Genomic DNA, 19,891 nt, shown 5'->3' on the forward strand with positions numbered 1-19,891 from the left:
CGGCCGCCCGCGGCGGGCCGAATACCGTGGCGTCACACTTGCGCGGCGGCGGTTTTGACCACATCCTCCACGAATAAAGGGAGATCGGCGCCGCGGAAGACGGCGCAACGGGGAGGATGACGATGGCGCGTATGGCCACGCTCGCCGACAAGCGGGCGATCGAGAACGAGAAGCCATGGTCGGAGCGGTTGACCGCCCGCACCATGTACGAGTTCCTGACCCGGACGCGCGACGCCTTCCCCGACCGCGACGCGGTGTCCTTCCAGATCCTGTCCGGCGCGCGCGACAAGGCCGAGACCCTGACATGGCGCGACCTGCACGGGCGGGTCACGCAGGCGGCCAACCTCTTCCGCAGCCTCGGCATCGGCGAGACGGACGTGGTGGCTTACCTGCTGCCCAACGCCAACGAGACGGTGGTCACGCTTCTGGGCGGGTCGGTCGCGGGGATCGTCAACCCGATCAACCCGCTGCTCGACGCCGAGCAGATCGGCGCGCTGCTGCGCGAGACCGGTGCGAAGGTCCTGGTCACGCTGAAGGGCTTTCCGAAGACCGACGTCGCGCAGAAAGCGGCCGAGGCGGTGGCGATGGCGCCGAATGTCGAGACGGTGCTCGAGGTCGATCTGAACCGCTACCTGACCCCGCCCAAGTCCTGGATCGTGCCGCTCGTCCGGCCCAGGGTGCGGCCGGGCCACGCGGCCCGCGTGCTCGATTTCGCCGCCGAGATGCGCCGCCAGCGCGGCGATCGGCTCGACTTCGCCGACGCGGCAGGGGATCGCGTCGCCGCCTGTTTCCACACCGGCGGCACCACCGGCATGCCGAAGATCGCCCAGCACACCTATGCCGGCATGATCTACAACGGCTGGTGCGCGCATGAACTGCTCTTCACCGAGCAGGACGTGCTGATGTGCCCGCTGCCGCTGTTCCATGTCTTCGCGGCCTATCCGATCATGATGTCCAGCCTGGCCTCGGGGGCGCATGTGGTCTTTCCCACGCCCGCGGGCTATCGCGGCGACGGCGTCTTCGACAATTTCTGGCAGCTGATCGAACGTTGGCGGGTCACCTTCCTGGTGACCGTGCCGACCGCGGTCTCGGCGCTGATGCAGCGCCCGGTCGATGCCGACGTCTCGACGCTCAAGACGGCGATCTCGGGCTCTGCCGCGCTGCCGGTCGAGCTCTACACCAAGTTCCGCGATTCCACCGGGGTCGAGATCCTCGAGGGCTACGGCCTGACCGAGGCCACCTGCCTCGTCGCCTGCAACCCCTATCACGGCGAGAAGAAGGTCGGTTCGATCGGGCTGCCCTTTCCCTATACCGAGGTCCGCATCCTCAAATGCGCCGAGGACGGCACGGTCGAGGCGGAATGCGCCACCGACGAGGTGGGCGAGATCTGCGTGAGGAACCCGGGCGTCCTGACCGGACGGACCTATCTCGAGGATCATCGCAATGCCGGGCTCTTCGCGGATGGCGACTGGCTGCGGACGGGCGATCTGGGCCGCGTGGATGCCGACGGGTACGTCTGGATCACCGGCCGCGCGAAGGATGTCATCATCCGCGGCGGGCACAACATCGATCCCGCCATCATCGAGGAAGCGTTGGTCTCGCACCCGGACGTGGCTTTCGTCGGCGCGATCGGCCAGCCCGACGCGGTCGCGGGGGAACTGCCCTGCGCCTTCGTGGAACTGGTCGAGGGCGGTCGGGCGACCGGCGAAGACCTGCTTGCCTACGCCCGCGACAGGATCCATGAACGCGCCGCCATCCCGAAGCATGTCGAGGTTATCGGCGAACTGCCCAAGACGGCGGTCGGCAAGGTCCTGAAGAACGAGCTGCGCAAGAGCGCGATCCGCCGCGTCTATAGCGAGGCCCTCGCGGCAGAGGGGCTCGCCGCCGAGGTGATCGAGGTCTACGAGGACAAGAAGCGAGGCCTCGTTGCGCGGGTCGAAAGGACCGCGGCGGATGTCGATGCGGATGGCGTGTCGCATTGCCTCGGCAATTTCACGCGGCCCTGGGAATGGGCCGTCGACACCGCCCCGGCCCCCTGAACCCGCTCAGGCCCCGGCCTGGGCGAGGCTCCGCTCGACCAGCCCGCGATAGCCTTCCCCGAAGAGGCGCATGTGCACGATGGCCGGCCAGAGCTGGTAGATCGCGCGGCGCCGGGGCCAGCCGGCGTCCGGGGCGCCGTAGCGCGCCCAGAAGGCGGGCGCCGGGGTGGCGAACAGGCTCAGCATCGCCAGGTCCACCTCGGGATCGCCGTAGTAGCAGGCGGGGTCCACGAGGCCCGCGATCCGGTCCCCGTCGACCAGGATGTTCCCGGTCCAGAGATCGCCATGCAGCAGCGCCGGGCGCGGTGTCGCCGGCAGCAGCCCCGGCAGCCGCGCGGCAAGGCGCCTGATCCGGACGGCCAGGTCGGCCGGCAGATGCGCGATCTCCGGGCGAAGCCGCCGTTCGGCCCAGAAACCGGGCCAGTCCGGCGTGGCGGCGTTGGGGATGGCTACCGCGCCGAAGGCGTAGTCCTCGGGCCAGCCGTATCGCGGCCCGGTGGCCGCGTGCATCCCGGCCAGGACGGCGCCGAGCGCGCCCCAGGCCGCGGCCGAAATTCCGCCGCCGTCGGGCAGGCGTTCCATCACCAGAACGCGGTGGTCGGCGGCGATCACCGCGGGCGCCGGCGCGCCGGCGGCCCGGAGCGCGCGCAACATGGCGGCCTCGGTCCGGGGGGCGGGGCCGGACTTCGCGACCACGGCGCGCCCGTCGGCAAGCTCGAGGCCCAGCACGTCCGACAACGCGCCGCCGGCCAGCGTCGCGATCCGGACCGGGGTCTGTCCGAGCAGCCGCGTGGCGTCGGGGGCGATGGATGTCATGGGGCCACACTGCCACGCCCCGCGAAAGGCGCAAGCGGCGTCAGGCGTCGCCGGGCGGCCGGGTCAGCCTGCGGGGCCGCCGAGGATGTTGCGCACGGCGTCGCGCCGCATCTTGCGCATCGTCTCTTCGCGGTCCGCCACGCTGTTGCCAGCGCATTCCGCCGCGCCCGCACAGGCGGGCATGCCCGGCGTCTCGACCACCGTGGCGATGCGCCCCGGATGATCCTGGTAGCTGGGCTGGTCCGCCTGGTAGAGCAGGGCGCCCAGCCCAAGCATCACCCCGGCGACGGGGCCATATTCCTGGAGGCCCGCGGAGAGCTCCTCCAGGGCGACCCGCAGCTTCTGACGCGCATCCGCGCGCCATGCGCCACGGCGGGTATATAGGTCTGCAGATGACATGACCTGCCTCACTGTTGCTGCTCGATGTTTTTTGCTTCTTATGGTTAATATATAGTTGAAAAATCGATTTGTTTCAAATTTGGCAACAATTCGAAATCCGAGTGTGATATTAAAGTGCTGGAATTATAGGCGTTTTTGAAACGGCCCCACCCGTGGAAACCGCAGGCGCGCAGCGCTGCTCCCTGCAGGGAGCGCCGGTGGTCCAGTGACCGGATATCAGGTGGAAAAGGGGGGCGATGGTGCCGCAGGGGAGGATTGAACTCCCGACCTCACCCTTACCAAGGGTGCGCTCTACCACTGAGCTACTGCGGCCCGAATTCGTGCGGGTGCGTTTAAGCGCATTCGCGCCGGGACGCAAGCGCAATCTGGACCCTTTTCGCTGCCTGCGCTAGACATCCCCCATGACAAGAACACCCCCCAAATCCGGCAGTGGCGACGGCAAGCCCGGCAAACCGGCGACGGACCGCGAGACGCGGCTCAAGGCCGCGCTTCGGGCCAATCTGCGCCGGCGCAAGGCGCAGGCCCGCGCACGCAAGCCGGCCGACGGGGCCGGGGACAAGGACTGAGGCAGGCACATGGATTCCATCGTCATCCAAGGGGGCGCGCGGCTCGACGGCCGGATCCCCATCGCGGGCGCCAAGAACGCCTGTCTCACGCTGATGCCGGCGACGCTGCTGACGGACGAACCGCTCACGCTGACCAATGCGCCGCGCCTCTCGGACATCCGCACCATGGCCGAGCTGCTCGGCTCGCTCGGCGCCGAGGTCTCGACTCTGCAGCACGGCCAGGTGCTCGCCATGAGTTCGCACGACATCCGCAGCTTCAAGGCCGAGTACGACATCGTGCGCAAGATGCGGGCGTCGATCCTGGTGCTCGGCCCGCTCCTGGCGCGCCACGGCGAGGCGGTGGTCTCGCTGCCCGGCGGCTGCGCGATCGGCGCGCGGCCGGTCGACCTGCATCTGAAGGGGCTCGAGGCGCTCGGCGCGGAACTCGACCTCAGGGATGGCTATGTCCATGCCCGCGCGCCGCGCGGGCTTACCGGGGCCGAGGTGAGCTTCCCGCTGGTCTCGGTCGGTGCGACCGAGAACGTGCTCATGGCGGCGACGCTGGCCCGCGGCACGACCGTGCTGAAGAATGCCGCGCGCGAACCCGAGATCGTGGATCTCGCGAACTGCCTGGTGCGGATGGGCGCCCGGATCGAAGGCGCCGGCACCGATACGATCACCGTCGAGGGGGTCGACAGCCTGCACGGCGCCACCCACCCGGTGGTGATCGACCGGATCGAGCTCGGCACCTACATGCTGGCGCCCGCCGTCACCGGCGGCACGGTGGAGCTTCCGGGCGGGCGCCGGGACCTCGTGGCAAGCTTCGCCGACAGGCTCGAGGCGGCCGGGATCGAGATCGCCGAGACGCCCGGGGGGCTCCGGGTCAGCCGCCGGAACGGCGCGGTCCGCGCCGTCGACGTGACGACCGCGCCCTTCCCGGGGTTCCCGACCGATCTGCAGGCGCAGATGATGGCGCTGATGTGCACCGCCGAGGGCACCAGCCGGCTGGAAGAGACGATCTTCGAGAACCGCTTCATGCATGCGCCCGAGCTGATGCGGATGGGCGCCGAGATCGACGTGCATGGCGGCGTCGCGACCGTCAAGGGGGTCGAGCGTCTCCGGGGCGCGCCGGTGATGGCGACGGACCTGCGGGCCAGCGTGTCGCTGATCCTCGCCGCGCTCGCCGCCGAGGGCGAAACGGTGGTCCGCCGGGTCTATCACCTTGACCGCGGCTACGAGCGGGTGGAAGAAAAGCTCTCCGCCGTCGGCGCGACGATCGAAAGGGTGCCCGAGACATGACCGAGGATGCGCGCTTCGAGGACGGGGCGGAACGGCCCCTGCGGCTCAAGGCGCTGGACGCCGAGGATCTCTCCGTGATCTCCGCGCTGACCCAGGACGCGGTCTTCCCCGCGCGCGAGATGACCTGGCAGCCCGGCGCCCGGCGCTTCGCGCTGCTGATCAACCGGTTCCGCTGGGAAGACCGGGCTCGCACGGCACCCCGGAACCATGCGCCCGAACGCGTCCAGAGCCTCCTCGTGATCGAGGACGTCCGGGCCGTGGCCAGCCAGGGCGTGGCGCGCGACGATCCGGACATGGTTTTCTCGCTTCTGTCCATCGGTTTCGCGCCGGGCGCGGACGGCACCGGGCGGCTGACGCTGACGCTGGCCGGCGACGGGGCGATCGCGCTGGACGTGGAATGCCTCGACGTCCTGCTCAGGGACGTCACGCGGCCCTACGGCGCGCCCTCGGGCCGGGCGCCGGAGCATCCCCTGGACTGACCCCGTCCAGGTGGTGGAAATATCCCCGCCGGAGGCATGGAATCCCGGCCCTGCGGCCTGCCACGCGCCTTGACGCTTGAGGCCCCGGCGCGGCGGCGCTATGTCGGGGCCTGATCAAGGAGTTGCCGCATGCCCGTCTTCCTCTCCACTGCCGAGGCCGGTTTCGAGGCCCGCTTCGCCGATTTCCTCGATGCCAAGCGCGAGGCGGAAATCGACGTGGACGAGACCGTGGCCGGGATCATCGCCGATGTGCGCCGGCGGGGCGACGCGGCGGTGATCGAGCTGACCGCGAAATTCGACCGGCTCGACCTGACGCCCGCGACGCTGGCCTTCACCCCGGACGAGATCGAGGCCGAGATCGCCAGGGTCGACGCCGGGGACCGGGCGGCGCTCGAGCAGGCGGCGGAGCGCATCCGCGCCTACCACGCCCGCCAGCGCCCCGAAGACGCGGGCTGGACGGACGCGGCGGGCGCGGCGCTCGGCTGGCGCTGGACGCCGGTGGAGGCCGCGGGCCTCTACGTGCCCGGCGGGCTCGCCTCCTACCCGTCCTCGGTATTGATGAACGCCATCCCCGCCGCCGCCGCCGGGGTCGGGCGGCTCGTCATCTGCGCGCCCACCCCCGACGGCGTGGCCAATCCGCTGGTCCTGCTGGCCGCCCGCCTCGCCGGGGTCGAGACGGTCTACCGCATCGGGGGCGCGCAGGCCGTGGCGGCCATGGCCTACGGCACGGAGACCATCGCGCCGGTGGACAAGATCACCGGCCCCGGAAACGCCTTCGTCGCGGCGGCCAAGCGCCGTGTCTTCGGGCAGGTCGGGATCGACATGATCGCGGGCCCGTCCGAGATCCTCGTGATCGCGGATGCCGACAACGATCCGGACTGGGTGGCGCTCGACCTGCTGAGCCAGGCCGAGCACGACGAGAGCGCCCAGGCGATCCTGATCACCGATGACGCGGCCTTCGGGCAGGCTGTCGCGGCGGCCGTCGCGGCCCGGCTCGAGACGCTGGCCCGCCGCGCCATCGCCGGGCCGTCCTGGCGGGATTTCGGCGCGGTCATCACCGTGCGCGACCTCGACGAGGCCGCCGCCCTCTGCGACCGGATCGCGCCCGAGCACCTGGAACTGGCCGTGGCCGACCCCGACGCGCTGGCCGCGAAGATCCGCCATGCCGGCGCGATCTTCCTCGGCCGCTGGACGCCGGAGGCGATCGGCGACTATGTCGGCGGGCCGAACCACGTCCTGCCGACCGGCCGCTCGGCGCGCTTCTCCAGCGGCCTCTCGGTGCTGGATTTCATGAAGCGAACGACGCTGGCCAAGATGACGCCGGGCGCGCTGGCGGCCATCGGCCCGGCGGCCGAGCGGCTGGCGATCGCCGAGAGCCTCGAGGCGCACGGCCTGTCCGTGCGCGCGCGGCTCGACAAGCTGAACGAGGGCGCCCGATGACCGAGACCGGCCGCCTGTCCCATGTCGAGATCGACGATACCGGCCTGCCGGCGCCGACGCCCGAGATCGAGCAGGAGCGCCGCGTCGCGATCTTCGACCTGCTGGAAGACAACAGTTTCGTCCCCGAGATGCGCGAGGATCGCGCGGTGCCGCCCGGTCCCTACCGGCTGAACCTCTCGATCCGCGAGGGGCGGCTCGTGCTCGACATCCGCACGGAGGCGGGCGACCCGGCCGGCGAGGTTCACCTGTCGCTCGGGCCCTTCCGGCAGGTCGTGAAGGACTACTTCCAGATCTGCGAAAGCTATTTCGACGCGGTGAAAAAACTGCCGCCCAGCCAGATCGAGGCGATCGACATGGGCCGGCGCGGCATCCACAACGAGGGCGCGCGCATCCTCCAGGAGCGGCTGGAGGGCAAGGTCAGGGTCGATATCGACACCGCGCGCCGTCTCTTCACGCTGATCTGCGTGCTGCATTTCGGGGGCTGACGGGGTCGTGGCGGAAGATTTTCCCTCATCGGTGCTCTTCTGCTGCGACCATAACGCGATCCGCTCTCCGATGGCCGAGGGCATCATGAAGAAGTTGTACGGCCACCGCGCCTATGTGCAGTCGGCGGGCGTCAAGAACGATCTCGAGATCGACGGCTTCGCCGTCGCCGTCTGCCAGGAGATCGGCGTCGAGCTCTCGCGCCACCGCTCGCGCAGTTTCGACGACATGCAGGACTGGGGCGACGATCTCTCGGGCTTCGACCTGATCGTCGCGCTGTCCCCGGCCTCGCAGCGCCAGGCGCTGGAACTGACGCGCTATGCCGCGATCGAGGTGGAATACTGGCCGATCCTCGACCCGGCCGGTCTCGGGGAACACCGCGAGGACAAGCTGGCCGCCTACCGGCAGACCCGCGACCAGATCGTGGCGCGCATGATGGATCGCTTCGGCCCGCCGGATGTGACCGAGGCGGGCGCATGACGCTCAGGATCGCGCCGCTGACCGGCGCCGCGCTCGAGGCCGCCCTCGACGCGGTGGCCGAGCTGCGGGTTCGGGTGTTCCGGGACTGGCCCTATCTCTACGACGGCGACGCCGCCTATGAGCGGGCTTACCTGTCGGTCTACCGGGAAAGCGCCGGGGCCATCCTCGTCGGCGCCTTCGACGGAGACCGGCTGGTCGGCGCCGCGACCGGCACCCCGATGGAAGACCATGCCGGCGATTTCGCCGCGGCCTTCGCCGGGACCGGCTATGCGCTCGACGAGATCTTCTATTGCGCCGAGTCGGTGCTGCTGGCGGACTATCGCGGTCAGGGGGCGGGGCATCGTTTCTTCGATCTGCGCGAGGCCCATGCCCGCGCGCTCGGGCGGCGCTACTCGGCCTTCTGCGGCGTGGTGCGGCCGGCCGATCACCCGCGCCGGCCCGCCGGGTACCGCCCGCTCGACGGGTTCTGGCGCAAGCGCGGCTATCGCCCGCTGGACGGCGTGACGGCGCGGTTTCGCTGGAAGGACATCGACGAGGACGGGGAAACGTCCAAGCCGCTTCAGTTCTGGATCCGGGAGCTCTGAGCATGCGCATCGCCGCCGCCGCCTATCCGCTGGAACCGCTGCAGAGCTGGGGAGCCTACCAGGACAAGCTGTCCGCCTGGGTGGCCCAGGCGGCGGGGCAGGGGGCCGACCTGCTGGTCTTTCCGGAATACGGCGCGATGGAACTGGCCATGATCGCCGGGGCCGAGGCGGCGGGTGATCTCGAACGCGCGCTCCATGCGGTCTCGGCGCTGATCCCCGAGGCCGATGCGCTGCACGCCCGGCTGGCCGCCGATCACGGCGTCCATATCCTGGCCGCGAGCGCGCCGGTTTTCGCGGGCGGACGCCGCCCGGTGAACCGCGCGCGTCTCTTCGCGCCGGGGCAGGCGGGCCACCAGGACAAGCAGATCATGACCCGTTTCGAGCGCGGGCAATGGGATGTCGCGCCGGGCGGGGGGCTGACGCTCTTCGATACCGCGCTGGGCCGGATCGGCGTCCTGATCTGCTATGATGCCGAGTTCCCGCTGCTCGCCCGCGCGCTGGTCGAGGCTGGCGCCGAGATCCTGCTCGTGCCGTCCTGCACGGACAGCCTGGCCGGGTACTGGCGCGTGCGGATCGGCGCGATGGCCCGCGCGCTGGAAAGCCAGTGCATCGTCGTGCAGGCGCCGACCGTGGGCCCGGCCGGCTGGTGTCCGCCGGTGGACGAGAATGTCGGCGCGGCCGCGATCTATGGCCCGCCCGACCTGGGCTTCCCCGCGACCGGCGTGATCGCCGAGGGCGCCCTGGACCGGCCGGGATGGGTCTATGCAACCGTGGCGCGGGACGATATCGCCCGGGTGCGCGGCGGGGGCCAGGTGTTGAATCATGCCCACTGGTCCGAACAGGCCCGCCGCGTCCGGAACGTCACAATCACGCCCTTCGCCGCGATGCGGCCTTGAAAACCTGTCCAATTGGGCGCATTTAAGGGGCGCTTCGCGAGAAGCGACGTGCAACGAACAAAGGAGTGACCATGGCCAAGGAAGAAATGCTCGAATTTCCTGGTGTCGTGAAAGAACTCCTGCCGAACGCGACATTCCGGGTCGAGCTTGAGAACGGCCATGAGATCATCGCGCACACGGCAGGCAAGATGCGCAAGAACCGCATCCGGGTTCTGGCAGGCGACAAGGTTCAGGTGGAGATGACGCCCTACGACCTGACGAAGGGCCGCATCAACTACCGCTTCAAGTAATCCAGATGCGACTGGTTCTGGGCTCGGCCAGCCCCCGGCGGCGCGACCTGCTCGCGCAGATCGGGGTCGAGCCCGACGCCATCCGACCCGCCGATATCGACGAAACGCCAGCGCCCGGCGAGTTGCCGCGCCCCTATTGCGCGCGCATGGCGCGCGAGAAGGCGGCCGCCGTCGCGGCCGGGCCGGACGAGCTGGTGCTGACCGCCGACACGACCGTGGCGCTCGGCCGGCGCATCCTCGGCAAGCCCGCCGACGCCGCCGAGGCGGTGGAATTCCTGATGATGCTCTCGGGGCGGCGCCACCGGGTCATCACCGCCGTCGCGCTGCGCCACGGCGACACGATCCGCGCGCGCGACGTCGTCACCACCGTGCAGATGAAGCGGCTCTCGGACATGGAAATATCCTGGTACATCCGCACCGGCGACTGGCAGGGCAAGGCCGGGGCCTACGGCATCCAGGGCCCGGCCGGGGCGCTGATCCCCTGGATCAACGGCTCTTTCACGGGCGTGGTGGGCCTGCCGCTGGCCGAGACGGCCAACCTGCTGCGGGGCGCGGGCTACACGATTCCCGACGGGCCGGCGTCATGAAGGGGCGGGTCATCCTGCTCGATGAGATCGCGGGCCGCCGCGCGGCGGCGCTGATGGTCGACGGCCGGCTCGAGGACCTGCTGATCGACCCGCCCGAGAGCGCGCCGCCCGGCCCGGGCGCGATCTACCGCGCCCGGGTCGACCGCCAGATGAAGGGGCAGGGCGGCGTCATCCTGCAGCTCGGCGACGGGCAGCGCGGCTTCCTGCGCCAGGCCAGGGGCCTGACCCCGGGGCAGAGCCTTTTGGTGCAGGTCAACAGCTACGCCGAGCCCGGAAAGGCGCCCCCGGTCACGACACGCCTTCTCTTCAAGAGCCGCTACGCCATCGTCACGCCTGGCGCGCCCGGGCTCAACGTTGCGCGCTCGATCCGCGACGAGGCGGAGCGTGACCGGCTGCTCGAGATCGCCCACGCGGCGCGGGCCGATATGGATGCGGCCCTCGGGCTGATCCTTCGCTCCGCCTGCGCCGGGGTCGATGGGGACGCCATAGCAGAGGATATCGGCACCATGACCGATCTTGCGCGGAAGATCATGGCCGAGGACGGCGCCGGCGCGCCCGCGCCCCTGCTCGATGCGCCGGATGCAGAGCTGCTCGCCTGGCGCGACTGGGCCGATCCCGACCCCGACGCCGTGATCGACGAGGCAGGCGCGTTCGTCGCGCATGGCGTGCTCGACGAGATCGCGGCGCTCGCGGATCCCGTGGTGGCGCTCAGGGGCGGGTTCAGCATGGCGGTGGAACCCACCCGCGCGCTGGTCGCGGTCGACGTCAACACGGGCGGCGACACCTCGCCTGCGGCGGGGCTCAAGGCCAATCTCGCGGCGCTCCGCGCCCTGCCGCGCCAGCTCCGCCTGCGCGGGCTGGGCGGGCAGGTGGTGCTCGACCTCGCCCCCAGCCCCAAGAAGGACCGCCGCCAGATCGAACAGGCCGCGCGCGGCGCGCTGCGCACCGATCCGGTCGAAACCGCCCTTGTCGGCTGGACGCCGCTTGGCCATCTTGAGCTGCAGAGGAAACGCGAGAGACTGCCGCTCAAGGAGGCGCTGCCCGGATGACCTGCCCGATCTGCCACAAGGACACCGACCCCAAGTACCGGCCCTTCTGTTCGAAACGCTGTGCGGATGTCGACCTGGGCAAGTGGCTGACCGGGTCCTATGCCGTGCCCGCCGATACCCCCGAAGACCTGGACGAGGCCGCCGACGAGATCGTGACCGAGAGCCGGAAGCTGCACTGACACCCCGGTCGCGGCGCGGCGAAAAAACCCGCAATTCCGGTCTGGACACGCCCGGAAAGCTGTCCTAGTAAACCGCGACGGTCGGGCTGCGCCCCGGTCGCTCGCCCGGGTAGCTCAGTGGTAGAGCAGTGGATTGAAAATCCTCGTGTCGGTGGTTCGACTCCGCCCCCGGGCACCATTTTTCACCCAGATTCAAGGTCCCTGGGCCAGCCAGCCATTGCGGCTCCAGCGTATTCGCGGCGTGCGGGGGCGGGGCGTTCCGGGCGGTCCGCTGCATGGTTTGCATGGCAGGGATAGCCGTGTCGCGGCGTCGGGCGGGGCCGTCCCGTTGTCACGCGCGTTGATCCGGAGGCCGGACCGGGCCGCGGGCCCGAGGCCCCGGCCGGGCGATCCCGGACGGGCCTTGCGTTTTCAGCGGGCGCCACCGGATGCGCGCGGGGCTAGTTGTTGCTGCGCCCGTTGCCCCTGCCGCGGGCGGGGGCGCCATTGTCCCGGGCCCGGACGATTTCGTCTTCGTCCTCGTCTTCCGTCGCTTGCGCGCCGTCGATCTCTATGCCGAGCGCCTCGCGGGCCCGGTCGTCGGCCTGTTCGGGCAACGCGGGCGGCGTCCGGCGCGCTCCGGGCGGGGTCGCTTCGTCGCCATCTTCCGCCGCTGCATCGTCTTCCGCCCCGGCGACCTCTTCCGCCTCCGCGGCGTCTTCTGCCCCGGCGCCTTCATCTTCCCCGGCGGCCGCGGTGCGATCCTCGTCTGCCGGCTCTTCTGGCAGGGTTTCCTCCGCCGCGCTCTCGGCCACGGCTTCGGCGCCGGGCTCTTCCGCGCCCTCTGCCACGGCCTCGGCGCCGGGCTCTTCCGCGTCGTCGTCTTCTGCCGCCAGGGCCTCTTCCTCGTCCTGATCTTCCTCGTCGTCACTCACGGTCGCGCCAACGCCCGATCCGCTGACGGCCCCGCCGAAACGGCGCGTCGGCGTGCTGCCGGCCCCGTCGTCGGACATGGCGTCCTCTTCCGTCTCGGGGGACGGAGCCCCCGGCGCGGTCCCGGGGATCTCCACGCCGCCCAGTTTCTGGGTCGAGAGCGTTTGCCCGAGGGAGTCGGTCATCTTGCCGCTGCCGCTGGCGACCATGCTGAACACGCTGAGGGTGATCGAGATCGCGCTCGCCGTCAGCACGACCCACTCGACGGTCGTGCCCCCCGCGTCATCCCGGCGGAACAGTCTTACTGCAGCGCGCAAGTCTCGCATCTCGGTCCTCCGGCCGCCGGATAGACGGCCCCGGAATCCCGTTAACCAAAGGAATATGTCTTGGGATTGCTCCGATTCGGGCCATTCTTCGCCCAAATCTGGCGCTCGAGAGGCGCGCCGGCCGCGCGGGGGGGCGCGGAACCGCGTGGTGCGGGCGGCCGGACTCGAACCGGCACGGCCTTTCGGCCCAGGCATTTTAAGTGCCATGTGTCTACCATTCCACCACGCCCGCACGGCGCGGACGGGGCGCACCCCGTCCGCGTTTCCTAGCCGCGGGCCGTGGCGTTGACAATGGCGGGATGGCTCAGAGCTCGGTGCCCGGCTCCTCGATGAGCAGCCCGCGTTCGGGCAGCCACGGGTTCAGCTTGACGGCCTCGCGAAGCACGCCCTGGCTGGCCTTGATACGGCCGAGCTGCATCAGCGTCAGCGCCTTGCCCGACAGCGCGCCGACATGGTCCGGGCGCCGCGCGAGGGTGCGGTTCAGATCTTCCAGGGCACCGCCGTAATCGCCGGTGAGAAACCGCACGAAGGCGCGCTGGTTGTAGCCCTCGTAGTACTCGGGGCAGTAGGCGATGAGATCCTCGAACGCGGCGCGGGCGCCGTCGAAATCATAGGCGGCGCGGCGCGCCATGCCGCGGTCGAGCATTTCCTGCGCCCGCGCATCCGGGGCCGTCGCCCAGAACGCCCACATCGCGTCGGAGGCGCGCTGCCCGGCCAGCGGGTCGGGGGCGTTGCGCAGGTCTTCCATCAGCCGTGCGCGTTCCTCGGCGCGGTCGGGCAGGGGCGGGCAGTCGGCCAGGGCCGGGGCGGGCGCCGCAAAGGCGAGGGTAAGGACGAGCCAGCGCATGATGTCCCAGCATGACGCCGCAACGTGGCGCGTCAAGTCACGACGCCGTCAGCCCCGCCCGCCGGCAAAGCGGTCGTGCCAGGCGTCGCGCTCGTCGTCGCTGATCTTGCGGAAAAGCACGTCCGGCACCGTGAAGGCATGGCCCGCCGGCAGAGCGTCGAGCGCGGCGCGCATGTCCTCGGGCCAGCTGTCGTCCCGGGTCTGCAGCGCGCCCATCAGCGTGGCGCTCGCATCGGGGATGAAGGGCTGCGAGAGCACCGCGTAGACCCGGATCAGGTTGAGCGACAGCCGGATCGCCGCCGCGGCGGCCTCGGGATCGGTCTTGAACTTGGCCCAGGGCTCGGCGGCCTGAAGATACTCGTTGCCCTCGACCCAGATGGCGCGCAGCTCGGCGGCGGCCTTGCGGATTTCCATCGCCGCCATATGCGCGTCATACGCCGCGACGCGTTCCTGCAGATCGGAGACGAGCGCCTCTTCGGCAGGCCCCCAGGCGCCGCCGGCGGGCACCTCCTCGCCGAAACGCGACCGGCAGAACTTGGTGACGCGGCTGACGAAATTGCCGAGGACGTCTGCCAGGTCCTTGTTCGCGTTGGCCTGGAAATTCTCCCAGGTGAACTCGGCGTCCTGGTTCTCGGGCGCGTGGGACAGCAGCCACCAGCGCCAGTAATCCGCCGGCAGCAGCTCGAGCGCCTGGTCCATGAACACCCCGCGCCCCTGGCTGGTGGAGAACTGTCCGCCGTCGTAGTTGAGGTAGTTGAACGACTTGATGTAGTCGACCAGCTTCCAGGGCTCGCCCGAGCCCATGATCGTGGCCGGGAAGGAAAGCGTGTGGAACGGCACGTTGTCCTTGCCCATGAACTGGACGTAGGTGACGTCCTCCGCCCCTTCGTCGAGCCGCCACCAGCGCCGCCAGGCGGCCTCGTCATGGCCGTGGGCATCGGCCCATTCGGCGGTCGCCCCGATATACTCGATGGGCGCGTCGAACCACACGTAGAAGACCTTGCCCTCCATGCCCGGCCAATCCTGGTCGCCCTTCTTGACCGGCACGCCCCAGTCAAGGTCCCGGGTGATGCCGCGGTCGCGCAGACCCTCGCCGTCATGGAGCCATTTCCTGGCGATGGAGGTGGTCAGAACGGGCCAGTCGGTCTTGGAGTCGATCCAGGCCTCGAGCTGGTCCTTCAGCGCCGACTGGCGCAGGTAGAGATGCTTGGTCTCGCGCACTTCGAGGTCGGTCGAGCCCGAGATCGCCGAACGCGGATCGATCAGGTCGGTCGGGTCGAGCTGCTTGGTGCAGTTCTCGCACTGGTCGCCACGGGCTTTCTCGTAGCCGCAATTGGGGCAGGTGCCCTCGATGTAGCGGTCGGGCAGGAACCGGCCGTCGGCGTTGGAATAGACCTGCCGCTCGGTGACCTCCTCGATATAGCCGTTCTCGGCCAGCTTGCCGGCAAAATGCTGGGTCAGGGACTCGTTGCGCCCCGAGGACGAGCGTCCGAAATGGTCGAAGGACAGGCGGAACCCCTCGCCCAGCTTCTTCTGCACCTCGTACATCTCGGCGCAATAGGCCGCCACGGGCTTGCCGGCCTTGGCCGCGGCCAGCTCGGCGGGGGTGCCGTGCTCGTCGGTGGCGCAGATGAACATCACCTCGTGGCCGCGCGCGCGGCAGTAGCGCGCGTAGAGATCCGCCGGCAGCTGGCTGCCCACGAGATTGCCCAGATGCTTGATCCCGTTGATATAGGGGATCGCCGAGGTGATGAGGATGCGTGCCATGTCGTTGCCTTCGGTCCCGGTTCGCCCCCCGTGTAACGCCAAGCCGGGCCGAGGGCCAGAGGCCAGTGCGCGCCCCGCCCGCGGCGGATCCGGCCCCGCCACGGGGCGGGCCGGAGATGGTCCCGCGGGGCGCGGTTCAGCGCGGCGGGTCGTCGGCCCCGCCGCGGGTCCGGCCCATGAGCCGGCCCAGGATGAAGGTGGTGCGCGGCGTGTAGACGTAGCGCGTGTGCCGCGGCGCGCGGCGCCGCGTCCGCATGCGCCAGATCCCGAAGATCGAAAGGGCCAGGTGCGCCAGCGCGATGAAGGCGAACATGGCGGGCGGGCCGTAGCCGCCGATGAGCGCCGAGACCGCGACCGGGCTGGCGATCGCGCCGAAGGCGAACAGGAACATGAGCGAAGAGCTCAGCTCCACCGCGTCTTCGGGCGCGGCGAAGTCGTTGGCATGCGCGGCCGAGACCGAGAAGATCGGGAAGGTGGTCAGGCCGAAGACGACCGCCGCCGAGAAGACCGCGACCGTGCCGGAGGTGCTGAGCGCCACGGTCAGTCCGCAGGCCAGGATGGCCGCCACCGAGAGCCAGATCAGCACCCAGCGCCTGTCGAACTTGTCGGCGAGCCAGCCGATCGGGTACTGCGCCGCGGCACCACCGCCGACGAAGGCCGCGAGGAACAGGGCGATCTGGTCGGCACGCAGGCCCACCTCCTGGCCATAGACGGGCCCCACCATGCGGAACGCGGCGCTGGTGACCCCGGCCGTGACCACGCCGGCAGCGGCAAGGGGCGACAGCCGGATCGCCATCATCGGCTTCAGCCGCGGCGTCACCGGGGTGGCCGGCTGCGCCACGCGGGTCAGCGTCAGCGGCAGAAGCGCGGCACAGCAGAGGATCGCGAGAAGGTTGTACGAGACGTAGGAGGCCGGCTCCAGAACGCCGATCAGCAGCTGGGCGCAGAGCGACGCGCCCATATCCGCCAGCCGGTAGACGCCCAGCGTCCGCCCGCGCGTCGCATTGGTGACCTTGGCCTGCAGCCAGGCCTCGATCACCGTGTAACAGCCCGCGACGCACAGCCCGGACATGATCCGCATCCCGGCCCAGGCCAGCGGATCGACCACCAGCATATGCGCGAGGATCCCGATCGCGCCGGCGGCCGCGAAGGCCGCGAACGCACGCGCATGCCCGATCGAGCCCATCAGGCGCGGCGCCCACCAGCATCCGATGAAAAACCCGACGAAATGCGCGGAGCCGAGCAGGCCGACCTCGGCGGCGGTGAACCCCGAGGCCAGCCCCGACAGCGCGTCGAGCGGGGCGATGCCCCCGTTGCTGAGTTGCAGGAGGATGACCGACAGGAACAGGGCGGCGAAAGAGATGATCAGGCGCATGACCCGGTCAGTCTGCGCCGCCGCCACGGGGATGCCGCTCCGTTTGCGACATTGGACCGTCTTTTCGAAATGAGGCGCCCCCGTGCGGGGGCGCCGCGCTTTTCCTCTCGCGCGCGGTGCGCGCTCGGGGGTCTGCGACGCGGATATTTGAACCACTTGGATGGGACCTTGTCCTCCAGGTGGTGGAAATATCCCCGCCGGAGGCATGGAGTCCGGCGCCGCAGGCGCCCGTGCGAGAGATCAGCCGAAGGCTTCGGGACGGGCCTCGCGGGCCATGTGGTCGAGCACGGCGTTGACGAAACGCGGCTCGCGTCCCTCGGGATAGAAGGCGTGGGCGATGTCGACGAATTCGTTGACGACGACGCGCGGCGGCGTCTCTCCGATGACCAGCTCGGCGCCGGCGGCGCGGAACAGCGCGCGCAGCGTCGGGTCGATCCTGTCGATCGGCCATTTCGCGACCAGTGCGCGGTCGGTCATCTGGTCGATCTTCGCCTGCCGGGCGACGGCGCCCTCGATGAGCGCGCGGAACAGGTTCACGTCGCCCTCGGCAAGTTCCGTGACCTCGTCGTAGCCCCTGCCGAAACGGTGGGTCTCGAATTCGCGGCGCACCGTTTCGCTATCGCTGTCGGAGGCTTCCATCTGGAACAGCGCCTGCACGGCATAGAGCCGCGCGGCCGAACGCATCTGGCGCCTGGCGGTCCGGTCGGTCATGTGCGTTGCGGTCCCTCGTCGCCGTCGGCCGCGCCCGCCACCCGGAAGGCTTCGCCGGCCGGGCGGAACCCGATCCCCTTCGAAGCCCCGGCGTATTTCCGGAAGAGCGCGATCAGGTGGAGCGCCGCCGCCGCCGCGCCGCCGCCCTTGTTCTGGCCGCACGGTTCGGCGCGCACGACCGCCTGGTCGCGGTTTTCCACCGTCAGGATGCCGTTGCCGATATGCGCCCCCTCGAGCCCGAGCAGCATCAAGCCGCGCGAGCTGTCGTTGCACACGGTCTCGTAGTGGCTGGTCTCACCGCGGATCACGCAGCCCAGCGCGACGAAGCCGTCGAAATTCGACTGCCGGTGCGCGATGCGGATGGCCGGCGGAATCTCCAGCGCGCCGGGCACCTCGATGATCTCGGCGCTGCCGCCGGCCTCGGCGATCACCGCCTGGGCGCCGGCCAAGAGATCGTCCGCGATGTCCTTGTAGTAGGGCGCGACGACGATCAGCAGCTTCGGCGGGCGGTCGAACGCCGGCAGCGGCAGCGCGTAATGGGTTTCGGTTCCGGCCATGTCAGTCCTTCAGCGGGATGGGGCGCGTGCCCTCGATCGAGAGCCCGTAGCCTTCGAGCCCGACGACCTTTGGGCTCGGGGAATTGGTGAGCAGGACGAGCCGGCTCAGGCCGAGCGCGCCCAGGATCTGCGCGCCGAGCCCGTACTGGCGCAGCGTCTGCGGCGAGGCGGCGTCGCGGGTCATCTTCATTTCCGTGTCCCGCAGCAGCACGATCACGCCGCGGCCTTCCTCGGCGATCATCTTCATCGCGCCTTCCATCTGCCGGGCGCGGCCGGGGCGCAGCGCGAGGATGTCGTCCATCGGGTTGAGCGCGTGCATGCGCACCAGAACGGGCGCGTCGCCGGTGATGTCCCCCTTGGTCAGCACGATATGTTCCGCGCCATGCGTCTCGTCGGCGAAGACCCGCATCAGCCAGTCGCCCCCGAAATCCGAGGTCACGGCGCGCGCTTCGCGTTCGTTCACGAGGTTGTCGTAGCGGCGGCGATAGGCGATCAGGTCCGAGATCGTGCCGATCTTCATGCCGTGTCGCTGGGCGAAGCTCACGAGATCGGGCAGGCGGGCCATGCTGCCGTCCTCGTTCATGATCTCGCAGATCACGCCGGAAGGGTTGAGCCCGGCCAGCCGCGCGACGTCGACCGAGGCCTCGGTGTGGCCGGCGCGGACGAGCACGCCGCCGTCCTGCGCCCGCAGCGGGAAGACGTGGCCCGGCGTCGCGATATCGGCCGGCAGCGCGTTCGGGTCGGTGGCCACCGCCACAGTGCGCGCCCGGTCATGGGCCGAGATGCCGGTGGTCACGCCCTCGCGGGCCTCGATGGAAACGGTAAAGGCGGTTTCGTGGCGCGAGGAGTTTGACGAGGCCATCAGCGGCAGGCCGAGTGCGTCGATCCGCTCGCCCGGCAGCGCCAGGCAGATCAGTCCGCGGCCATGGGTGGCCATGAAGTTGATCGCGTCCGGGGTCGCCATCTGGCCCGGGATGACCAGGTCGCCCTCGTTCTCGCGGTCCTCGTGATCGACGAGGATGAACATCCGCCCGTTGCGGGCGTCGTCGATGATCTCCTCGATCGGCGAGATGGCGTCTGCGTAATCGTCTTCGGCGGCCATGGTCAGCTCCATTCCCTCAGCCGCGCGACGTAGCGCGCCATGGTGTCGATCTCAAGGTTGACCAGATCGCCTTCGGCCACCGCGCCCCAGGTGGTGACCGTCTTGGTGTGGGGGATCAGGTTGACGCCGAACTCGCATCCCGCGACCTCGTTCACGGTCAGCGAGGTGCCGTTCAGCGCGACCGATCCCTTGGGGGCGATGAACCGGGCCAGCGCCTCGGGCGCGCGGAAGGTGTAGCGGGTGGAGTCGCCCTCGTCGCGGCGGGCGGTCACCTCGGCCACCCCGTCCACATGTCCCGAGACGATATGCCCGCCAAGTTCGTCGCCCACGCGCAGGGCGCGCTCGAGATTGACGCGGGTTCCCTCGGCCCAGCCGGAGAGATTGGTCTTGGACACGGTTTCGGCCGAGATTTCCACGTCGAACCAGTCCGAGGGCGCGGCGCCCTTGGCGATCACCGTCAGGCAGACGCCGTCACACGCGATCGAGGCGCCGATCTCGATGGTGGCGGCGTCGTAGCCGGTCGCGATCCGCGCGCGCAGGTCGCCGCGGCGCTCGATCTCGCGGATCGTTCCGATATCGGTGATGATGCCGGTGAACATCGGGACACCCCTTGCCGTTTCGCCGCTGACCTATCCCGACCGGGCAGGCAGGGCAAGCCCGAAGGCGGCGCGGCGGCCGCGCTTAACCCCATGCTTACCGCGATGCGCGTTCCATGCCCCCCGCGGTGCG

23 protein-coding genes and 3 tRNA genes are annotated in these 19,891 nt (G+C 70.1%); 14 read left to right on the forward strand and 12 right to left on the reverse strand.

Annotated features, from left to right (window positions below; all coding sequences use genetic code 11):
* Positions 1-122: 122 nt before the first annotated feature.
* Positions 123-2,039: an acyl-CoA synthetase gene (locus ACQ5SP_RS02265; RefSeq protein WP_430935995.1), complete on the forward strand. Its 1,917-nt coding sequence runs from the start codon at positions 123-125 to the stop codon at positions 2,037-2,039.
* A 6-nt stretch (positions 2,040-2,045) separates the two neighbouring features.
* Here the strand turns inward: ACQ5SP_RS02265 and ACQ5SP_RS02270 are convergent, their stop codons facing one another.
* From ACQ5SP_RS02270 to ACQ5SP_RS02280, 3 genes are all read right to left on the reverse strand, one after another.
* Complete coding sequence (locus tag ACQ5SP_RS02270; RefSeq protein WP_430935997.1) at positions 2,046-2,855, reverse strand: fructosamine kinase family protein; 810 nt, start codon at positions 2,853-2,855, stop codon at positions 2,046-2,048.
* Positions 2,856-2,918: 63 nt separating this feature from the next.
* A complete protein-coding gene (locus tag ACQ5SP_RS02275) occupies positions 2,919-3,254 on the reverse strand; it encodes a hypothetical protein (protein WP_430935999.1) in 336 nt (111 codons plus the stop codon).
* Between the two features lie 237 nt (positions 3,255-3,491).
* Positions 3,492-3,566, reverse strand: a tRNA-Thr gene (locus tag ACQ5SP_RS02280).
* A gap of 89 nt (positions 3,567-3,655) precedes the next feature.
* Between ACQ5SP_RS02280 and ACQ5SP_RS02285 the strand changes: the two genes are divergently transcribed.
* The 13 genes from ACQ5SP_RS02285 (at position 3,656) to ACQ5SP_RS02345 (ending at position 11,743) form a co-directional block, all read left to right on the forward strand.
* The gene (locus ACQ5SP_RS02285) at positions 3,656-3,820 is read left to right on the forward strand and encodes a hypothetical protein (protein ID WP_430936001.1); all 165 of its coding nucleotides are present in this window, start codon (positions 3,656-3,658) and stop codon (positions 3,818-3,820) included.
* A 9-nt stretch (positions 3,821-3,829) separates the two neighbouring features.
* Entirely contained in the window at positions 3,830-5,098 is a 1,269-nt protein-coding gene (gene murA / locus ACQ5SP_RS02290) for a UDP-N-acetylglucosamine 1-carboxyvinyltransferase (RefSeq protein ID WP_430936003.1), read from the forward strand.
* Positions 5,095-5,577: a DUF2948 family protein gene (locus ACQ5SP_RS02295; protein WP_430936005.1), complete on the forward strand. Its 483-nt coding sequence runs from the start codon at positions 5,095-5,097 to the stop codon at positions 5,575-5,577. Before murA ends, ACQ5SP_RS02295 begins: the two co-directional genes overlap by 4 nt.
* A gap of 129 nt (positions 5,578-5,706) precedes the next feature.
* The gene (gene hisD, locus ACQ5SP_RS02300) at positions 5,707-7,017 is read left to right on the forward strand and encodes a histidinol dehydrogenase (protein ID WP_430936007.1); all 1,311 of its coding nucleotides are present in this window, start codon (positions 5,707-5,709) and stop codon (positions 7,015-7,017) included.
* Positions 7,014-7,502 carry a UPF0262 family protein gene (locus ACQ5SP_RS02305; RefSeq protein ID WP_430936009.1) on the forward strand — a complete coding sequence of 163 codons (489 nt, stop codon included), beginning with the start codon at positions 7,014-7,016 and terminating at the stop codon, positions 7,500-7,502. Before hisD ends, ACQ5SP_RS02305 begins: the two co-directional genes overlap by 4 nt.
* A gap of 31 nt (positions 7,503-7,533) precedes the next feature.
* Positions 7,534-7,980 carry a low molecular weight phosphatase family protein gene (locus ACQ5SP_RS02310; protein ID WP_430936263.1) on the forward strand — a complete coding sequence of 149 codons (447 nt, stop codon included), beginning with the start codon at positions 7,534-7,536 and terminating at the stop codon, positions 7,978-7,980.
* On the forward strand, positions 7,977-8,564 hold the full coding sequence (locus ACQ5SP_RS02315; RefSeq protein ID WP_430936011.1) for a GNAT family N-acetyltransferase: 588 nt from the start codon (positions 7,977-7,979) through the stop codon (positions 8,562-8,564). Before ACQ5SP_RS02310 ends, ACQ5SP_RS02315 begins: the two co-directional genes overlap by 4 nt.
* A 2-nt stretch (positions 8,565-8,566) precedes the next feature.
* Entirely contained in the window at positions 8,567-9,460 is an 894-nt protein-coding gene (locus tag ACQ5SP_RS02320) for a carbon-nitrogen hydrolase family protein (protein ID WP_430936013.1), read from the forward strand.
* Between the two features lie 71 nt (positions 9,461-9,531).
* Positions 9,532-9,750, forward strand: a complete 219-nt coding sequence (gene infA, locus ACQ5SP_RS02325) for a translation initiation factor IF-1 (RefSeq protein ID WP_011455993.1) — start codon at positions 9,532-9,534, stop codon at positions 9,748-9,750.
* Between the two features lie 5 nt (positions 9,751-9,755).
* Positions 9,756-10,337 carry a Maf family protein gene (locus tag ACQ5SP_RS02330; RefSeq protein ID WP_430936015.1) on the forward strand — a complete coding sequence of 194 codons (582 nt, stop codon included), beginning with the start codon at positions 9,756-9,758 and terminating at the stop codon, positions 10,335-10,337.
* Positions 10,334-11,386, forward strand: coding sequence for a ribonuclease E/G (locus ACQ5SP_RS02335; protein ID WP_430936017.1), 1,053 nt, complete (start codon positions 10,334-10,336; stop codon positions 11,384-11,386). Before ACQ5SP_RS02330 ends, ACQ5SP_RS02335 begins: the two co-directional genes overlap by 4 nt.
* Positions 11,383-11,565, forward strand: coding sequence for a DNA gyrase inhibitor YacG (locus tag ACQ5SP_RS02340; RefSeq protein WP_430936019.1), 183 nt, complete (start codon positions 11,383-11,385; stop codon positions 11,563-11,565). The genes ACQ5SP_RS02335 and ACQ5SP_RS02340 overlap by 4 nt, the downstream gene beginning before the upstream one ends.
* A gap of 103 nt (positions 11,566-11,668) precedes the next feature.
* Positions 11,669-11,743: transfer RNA gene (locus tag ACQ5SP_RS02345), tRNA-Phe, on the forward strand.
* A 262-nt stretch (positions 11,744-12,005) separates the two neighbouring features.
* Here ACQ5SP_RS02345 and ACQ5SP_RS02350 read toward each other — a convergent pair.
* The 9 genes from ACQ5SP_RS02350 to ACQ5SP_RS02390 form a co-directional block, all read right to left on the reverse strand.
* A complete protein-coding gene (locus ACQ5SP_RS02350) occupies positions 12,006-12,803 on the reverse strand; it encodes a hypothetical protein (RefSeq protein ID WP_430936021.1) in 798 nt (265 codons plus the stop codon).
* Positions 12,804-12,949: 146 nt separating this feature from the next.
* Positions 12,950-13,035: transfer RNA gene (locus tag ACQ5SP_RS02355), tRNA-Leu, on the reverse strand.
* 72 nt (positions 13,036-13,107) lie between these two features.
* Positions 13,108-13,650, reverse strand: a complete 543-nt coding sequence (locus tag ACQ5SP_RS02360; RefSeq protein ID WP_430936023.1) for a tetratricopeptide repeat protein — start codon at positions 13,648-13,650, stop codon at positions 13,108-13,110.
* Positions 13,651-13,698: 48 nt separating this feature from the next.
* On the reverse strand, positions 13,699-15,417 hold the full coding sequence (metG, locus tag ACQ5SP_RS02365) for a methionine--tRNA ligase (protein WP_430936025.1): 1,719 nt from the start codon (positions 15,415-15,417) through the stop codon (positions 13,699-13,701).
* 136 nt (positions 15,418-15,553) lie between these two features.
* Positions 15,554-16,792: an MFS transporter gene (locus tag ACQ5SP_RS02370; RefSeq protein ID WP_430936027.1), complete on the reverse strand. Its 1,239-nt coding sequence runs from the start codon at positions 16,790-16,792 to the stop codon at positions 15,554-15,556.
* Between the two features lie 240 nt (positions 16,793-17,032).
* Positions 17,033-17,503 carry a transcription antitermination factor NusB gene (nusB, locus tag ACQ5SP_RS02375; protein WP_430936029.1) on the reverse strand — a complete coding sequence of 157 codons (471 nt, stop codon included), beginning with the start codon at positions 17,501-17,503 and terminating at the stop codon, positions 17,033-17,035.
* Entirely contained in the window at positions 17,500-18,060 is a 561-nt protein-coding gene (locus ACQ5SP_RS02380) for a 6,7-dimethyl-8-ribityllumazine synthase (RefSeq protein ID WP_430936031.1), read from the reverse strand. The genes nusB and ACQ5SP_RS02380 overlap by 4 nt, the downstream gene beginning before the upstream one ends.
* A 1-nt stretch (position 18,061) precedes the next feature.
* On the reverse strand, positions 18,062-19,162 hold the full coding sequence (ribB, locus tag ACQ5SP_RS02385; protein WP_430936033.1) for a 3,4-dihydroxy-2-butanone-4-phosphate synthase: 1,101 nt from the start codon (positions 19,160-19,162) through the stop codon (positions 18,062-18,064).
* A 2-nt stretch (positions 19,163-19,164) separates the two neighbouring features.
* Positions 19,165-19,761: a riboflavin synthase gene (locus ACQ5SP_RS02390; RefSeq protein ID WP_430936035.1), complete on the reverse strand. Its 597-nt coding sequence runs from the start codon at positions 19,759-19,761 to the stop codon at positions 19,165-19,167.
* Positions 19,762-19,891 lie beyond the last annotated feature (130 nt).

Origin of the sequence: Rhodovulum sp. YNF3179 (assembly GCF_050586465.1) — a bacterium.
Lineage (GTDB): Bacteria > Pseudomonadota > Alphaproteobacteria > Rhodobacterales > Rhodobacteraceae > CAJXYS01.

Coding starts and splice junctions, on each gene's coding strand:
- ACQ5SP_RS02265 (WP_430935995.1), top strand. CDS start 123: ATGGCGCGTATGGCCACGCTCGCCGACAAGCGGGCGATCGAGAACGAG.
- ACQ5SP_RS02270 (WP_430935997.1), bottom strand. CDS start 2,855: ATGACATCCATCGCCCCCGACGCCACGCGGCTGCTCGGACAGACCCCG.
- ACQ5SP_RS02275 (WP_430935999.1), bottom strand. CDS start 3,254: ATGTCATCTGCAGACCTATATACCCGCCGTGGCGCATGGCGCGCGGAT.
- ACQ5SP_RS02285 (WP_430936001.1), top strand. CDS start 3,656: ATGACAAGAACACCCCCCAAATCCGGCAGTGGCGACGGCAAGCCCGGC.
- murA (WP_430936003.1), top strand. CDS start 3,830: ATGGATTCCATCGTCATCCAAGGGGGCGCGCGGCTCGACGGCCGGATC.
- ACQ5SP_RS02295 (WP_430936005.1), top strand. CDS start 5,095: ATGACCGAGGATGCGCGCTTCGAGGACGGGGCGGAACGGCCCCTGCGG.
- hisD (WP_430936007.1), top strand. CDS start 5,707: ATGCCCGTCTTCCTCTCCACTGCCGAGGCCGGTTTCGAGGCCCGCTTC.
- ACQ5SP_RS02305 (WP_430936009.1), top strand. CDS start 7,014: ATGACCGAGACCGGCCGCCTGTCCCATGTCGAGATCGACGATACCGGC.
- ACQ5SP_RS02315 (WP_430936011.1), top strand. CDS start 7,977: ATGACGCTCAGGATCGCGCCGCTGACCGGCGCCGCGCTCGAGGCCGCC.
- ACQ5SP_RS02320 (WP_430936013.1), top strand. CDS start 8,567: ATGCGCATCGCCGCCGCCGCCTATCCGCTGGAACCGCTGCAGAGCTGG.
- infA (WP_011455993.1), top strand. CDS start 9,532: ATGGCCAAGGAAGAAATGCTCGAATTTCCTGGTGTCGTGAAAGAACTC.
- ACQ5SP_RS02330 (WP_430936015.1), top strand. CDS start 9,756: ATGCGACTGGTTCTGGGCTCGGCCAGCCCCCGGCGGCGCGACCTGCTC.
- ACQ5SP_RS02335 (WP_430936017.1), top strand. CDS start 10,334: ATGAAGGGGCGGGTCATCCTGCTCGATGAGATCGCGGGCCGCCGCGCG.
- ACQ5SP_RS02340 (WP_430936019.1), top strand. CDS start 11,383: ATGACCTGCCCGATCTGCCACAAGGACACCGACCCCAAGTACCGGCCC.
- ACQ5SP_RS02350 (WP_430936021.1), bottom strand. CDS start 12,803: ATGCGAGACTTGCGCGCTGCAGTAAGACTGTTCCGCCGGGATGACGCG.
- ACQ5SP_RS02360 (WP_430936023.1), bottom strand. CDS start 13,650: ATGCGCTGGCTCGTCCTTACCCTCGCCTTTGCGGCGCCCGCCCCGGCC.
- metG (WP_430936025.1), bottom strand. CDS start 15,417: ATGGCACGCATCCTCATCACCTCGGCGATCCCCTATATCAACGGGATC.
- ACQ5SP_RS02370 (WP_430936027.1), bottom strand. CDS start 16,792: ATGCGCCTGATCATCTCTTTCGCCGCCCTGTTCCTGTCGGTCATCCTC.
- nusB (WP_430936029.1), bottom strand. CDS start 17,503: ATGACCGACCGGACCGCCAGGCGCCAGATGCGTTCGGCCGCGCGGCTC.
- ACQ5SP_RS02380 (WP_430936031.1), bottom strand. CDS start 18,060: ATGGCCGGAACCGAAACCCATTACGCGCTGCCGCTGCCGGCGTTCGAC.
- ribB (WP_430936033.1), bottom strand. CDS start 19,162: ATGGCCGCCGAAGACGATTACGCAGACGCCATCTCGCCGATCGAGGAG.
- ACQ5SP_RS02390 (WP_430936035.1), bottom strand. CDS start 19,761: ATGTTCACCGGCATCATCACCGATATCGGAACGATCCGCGAGATCGAG.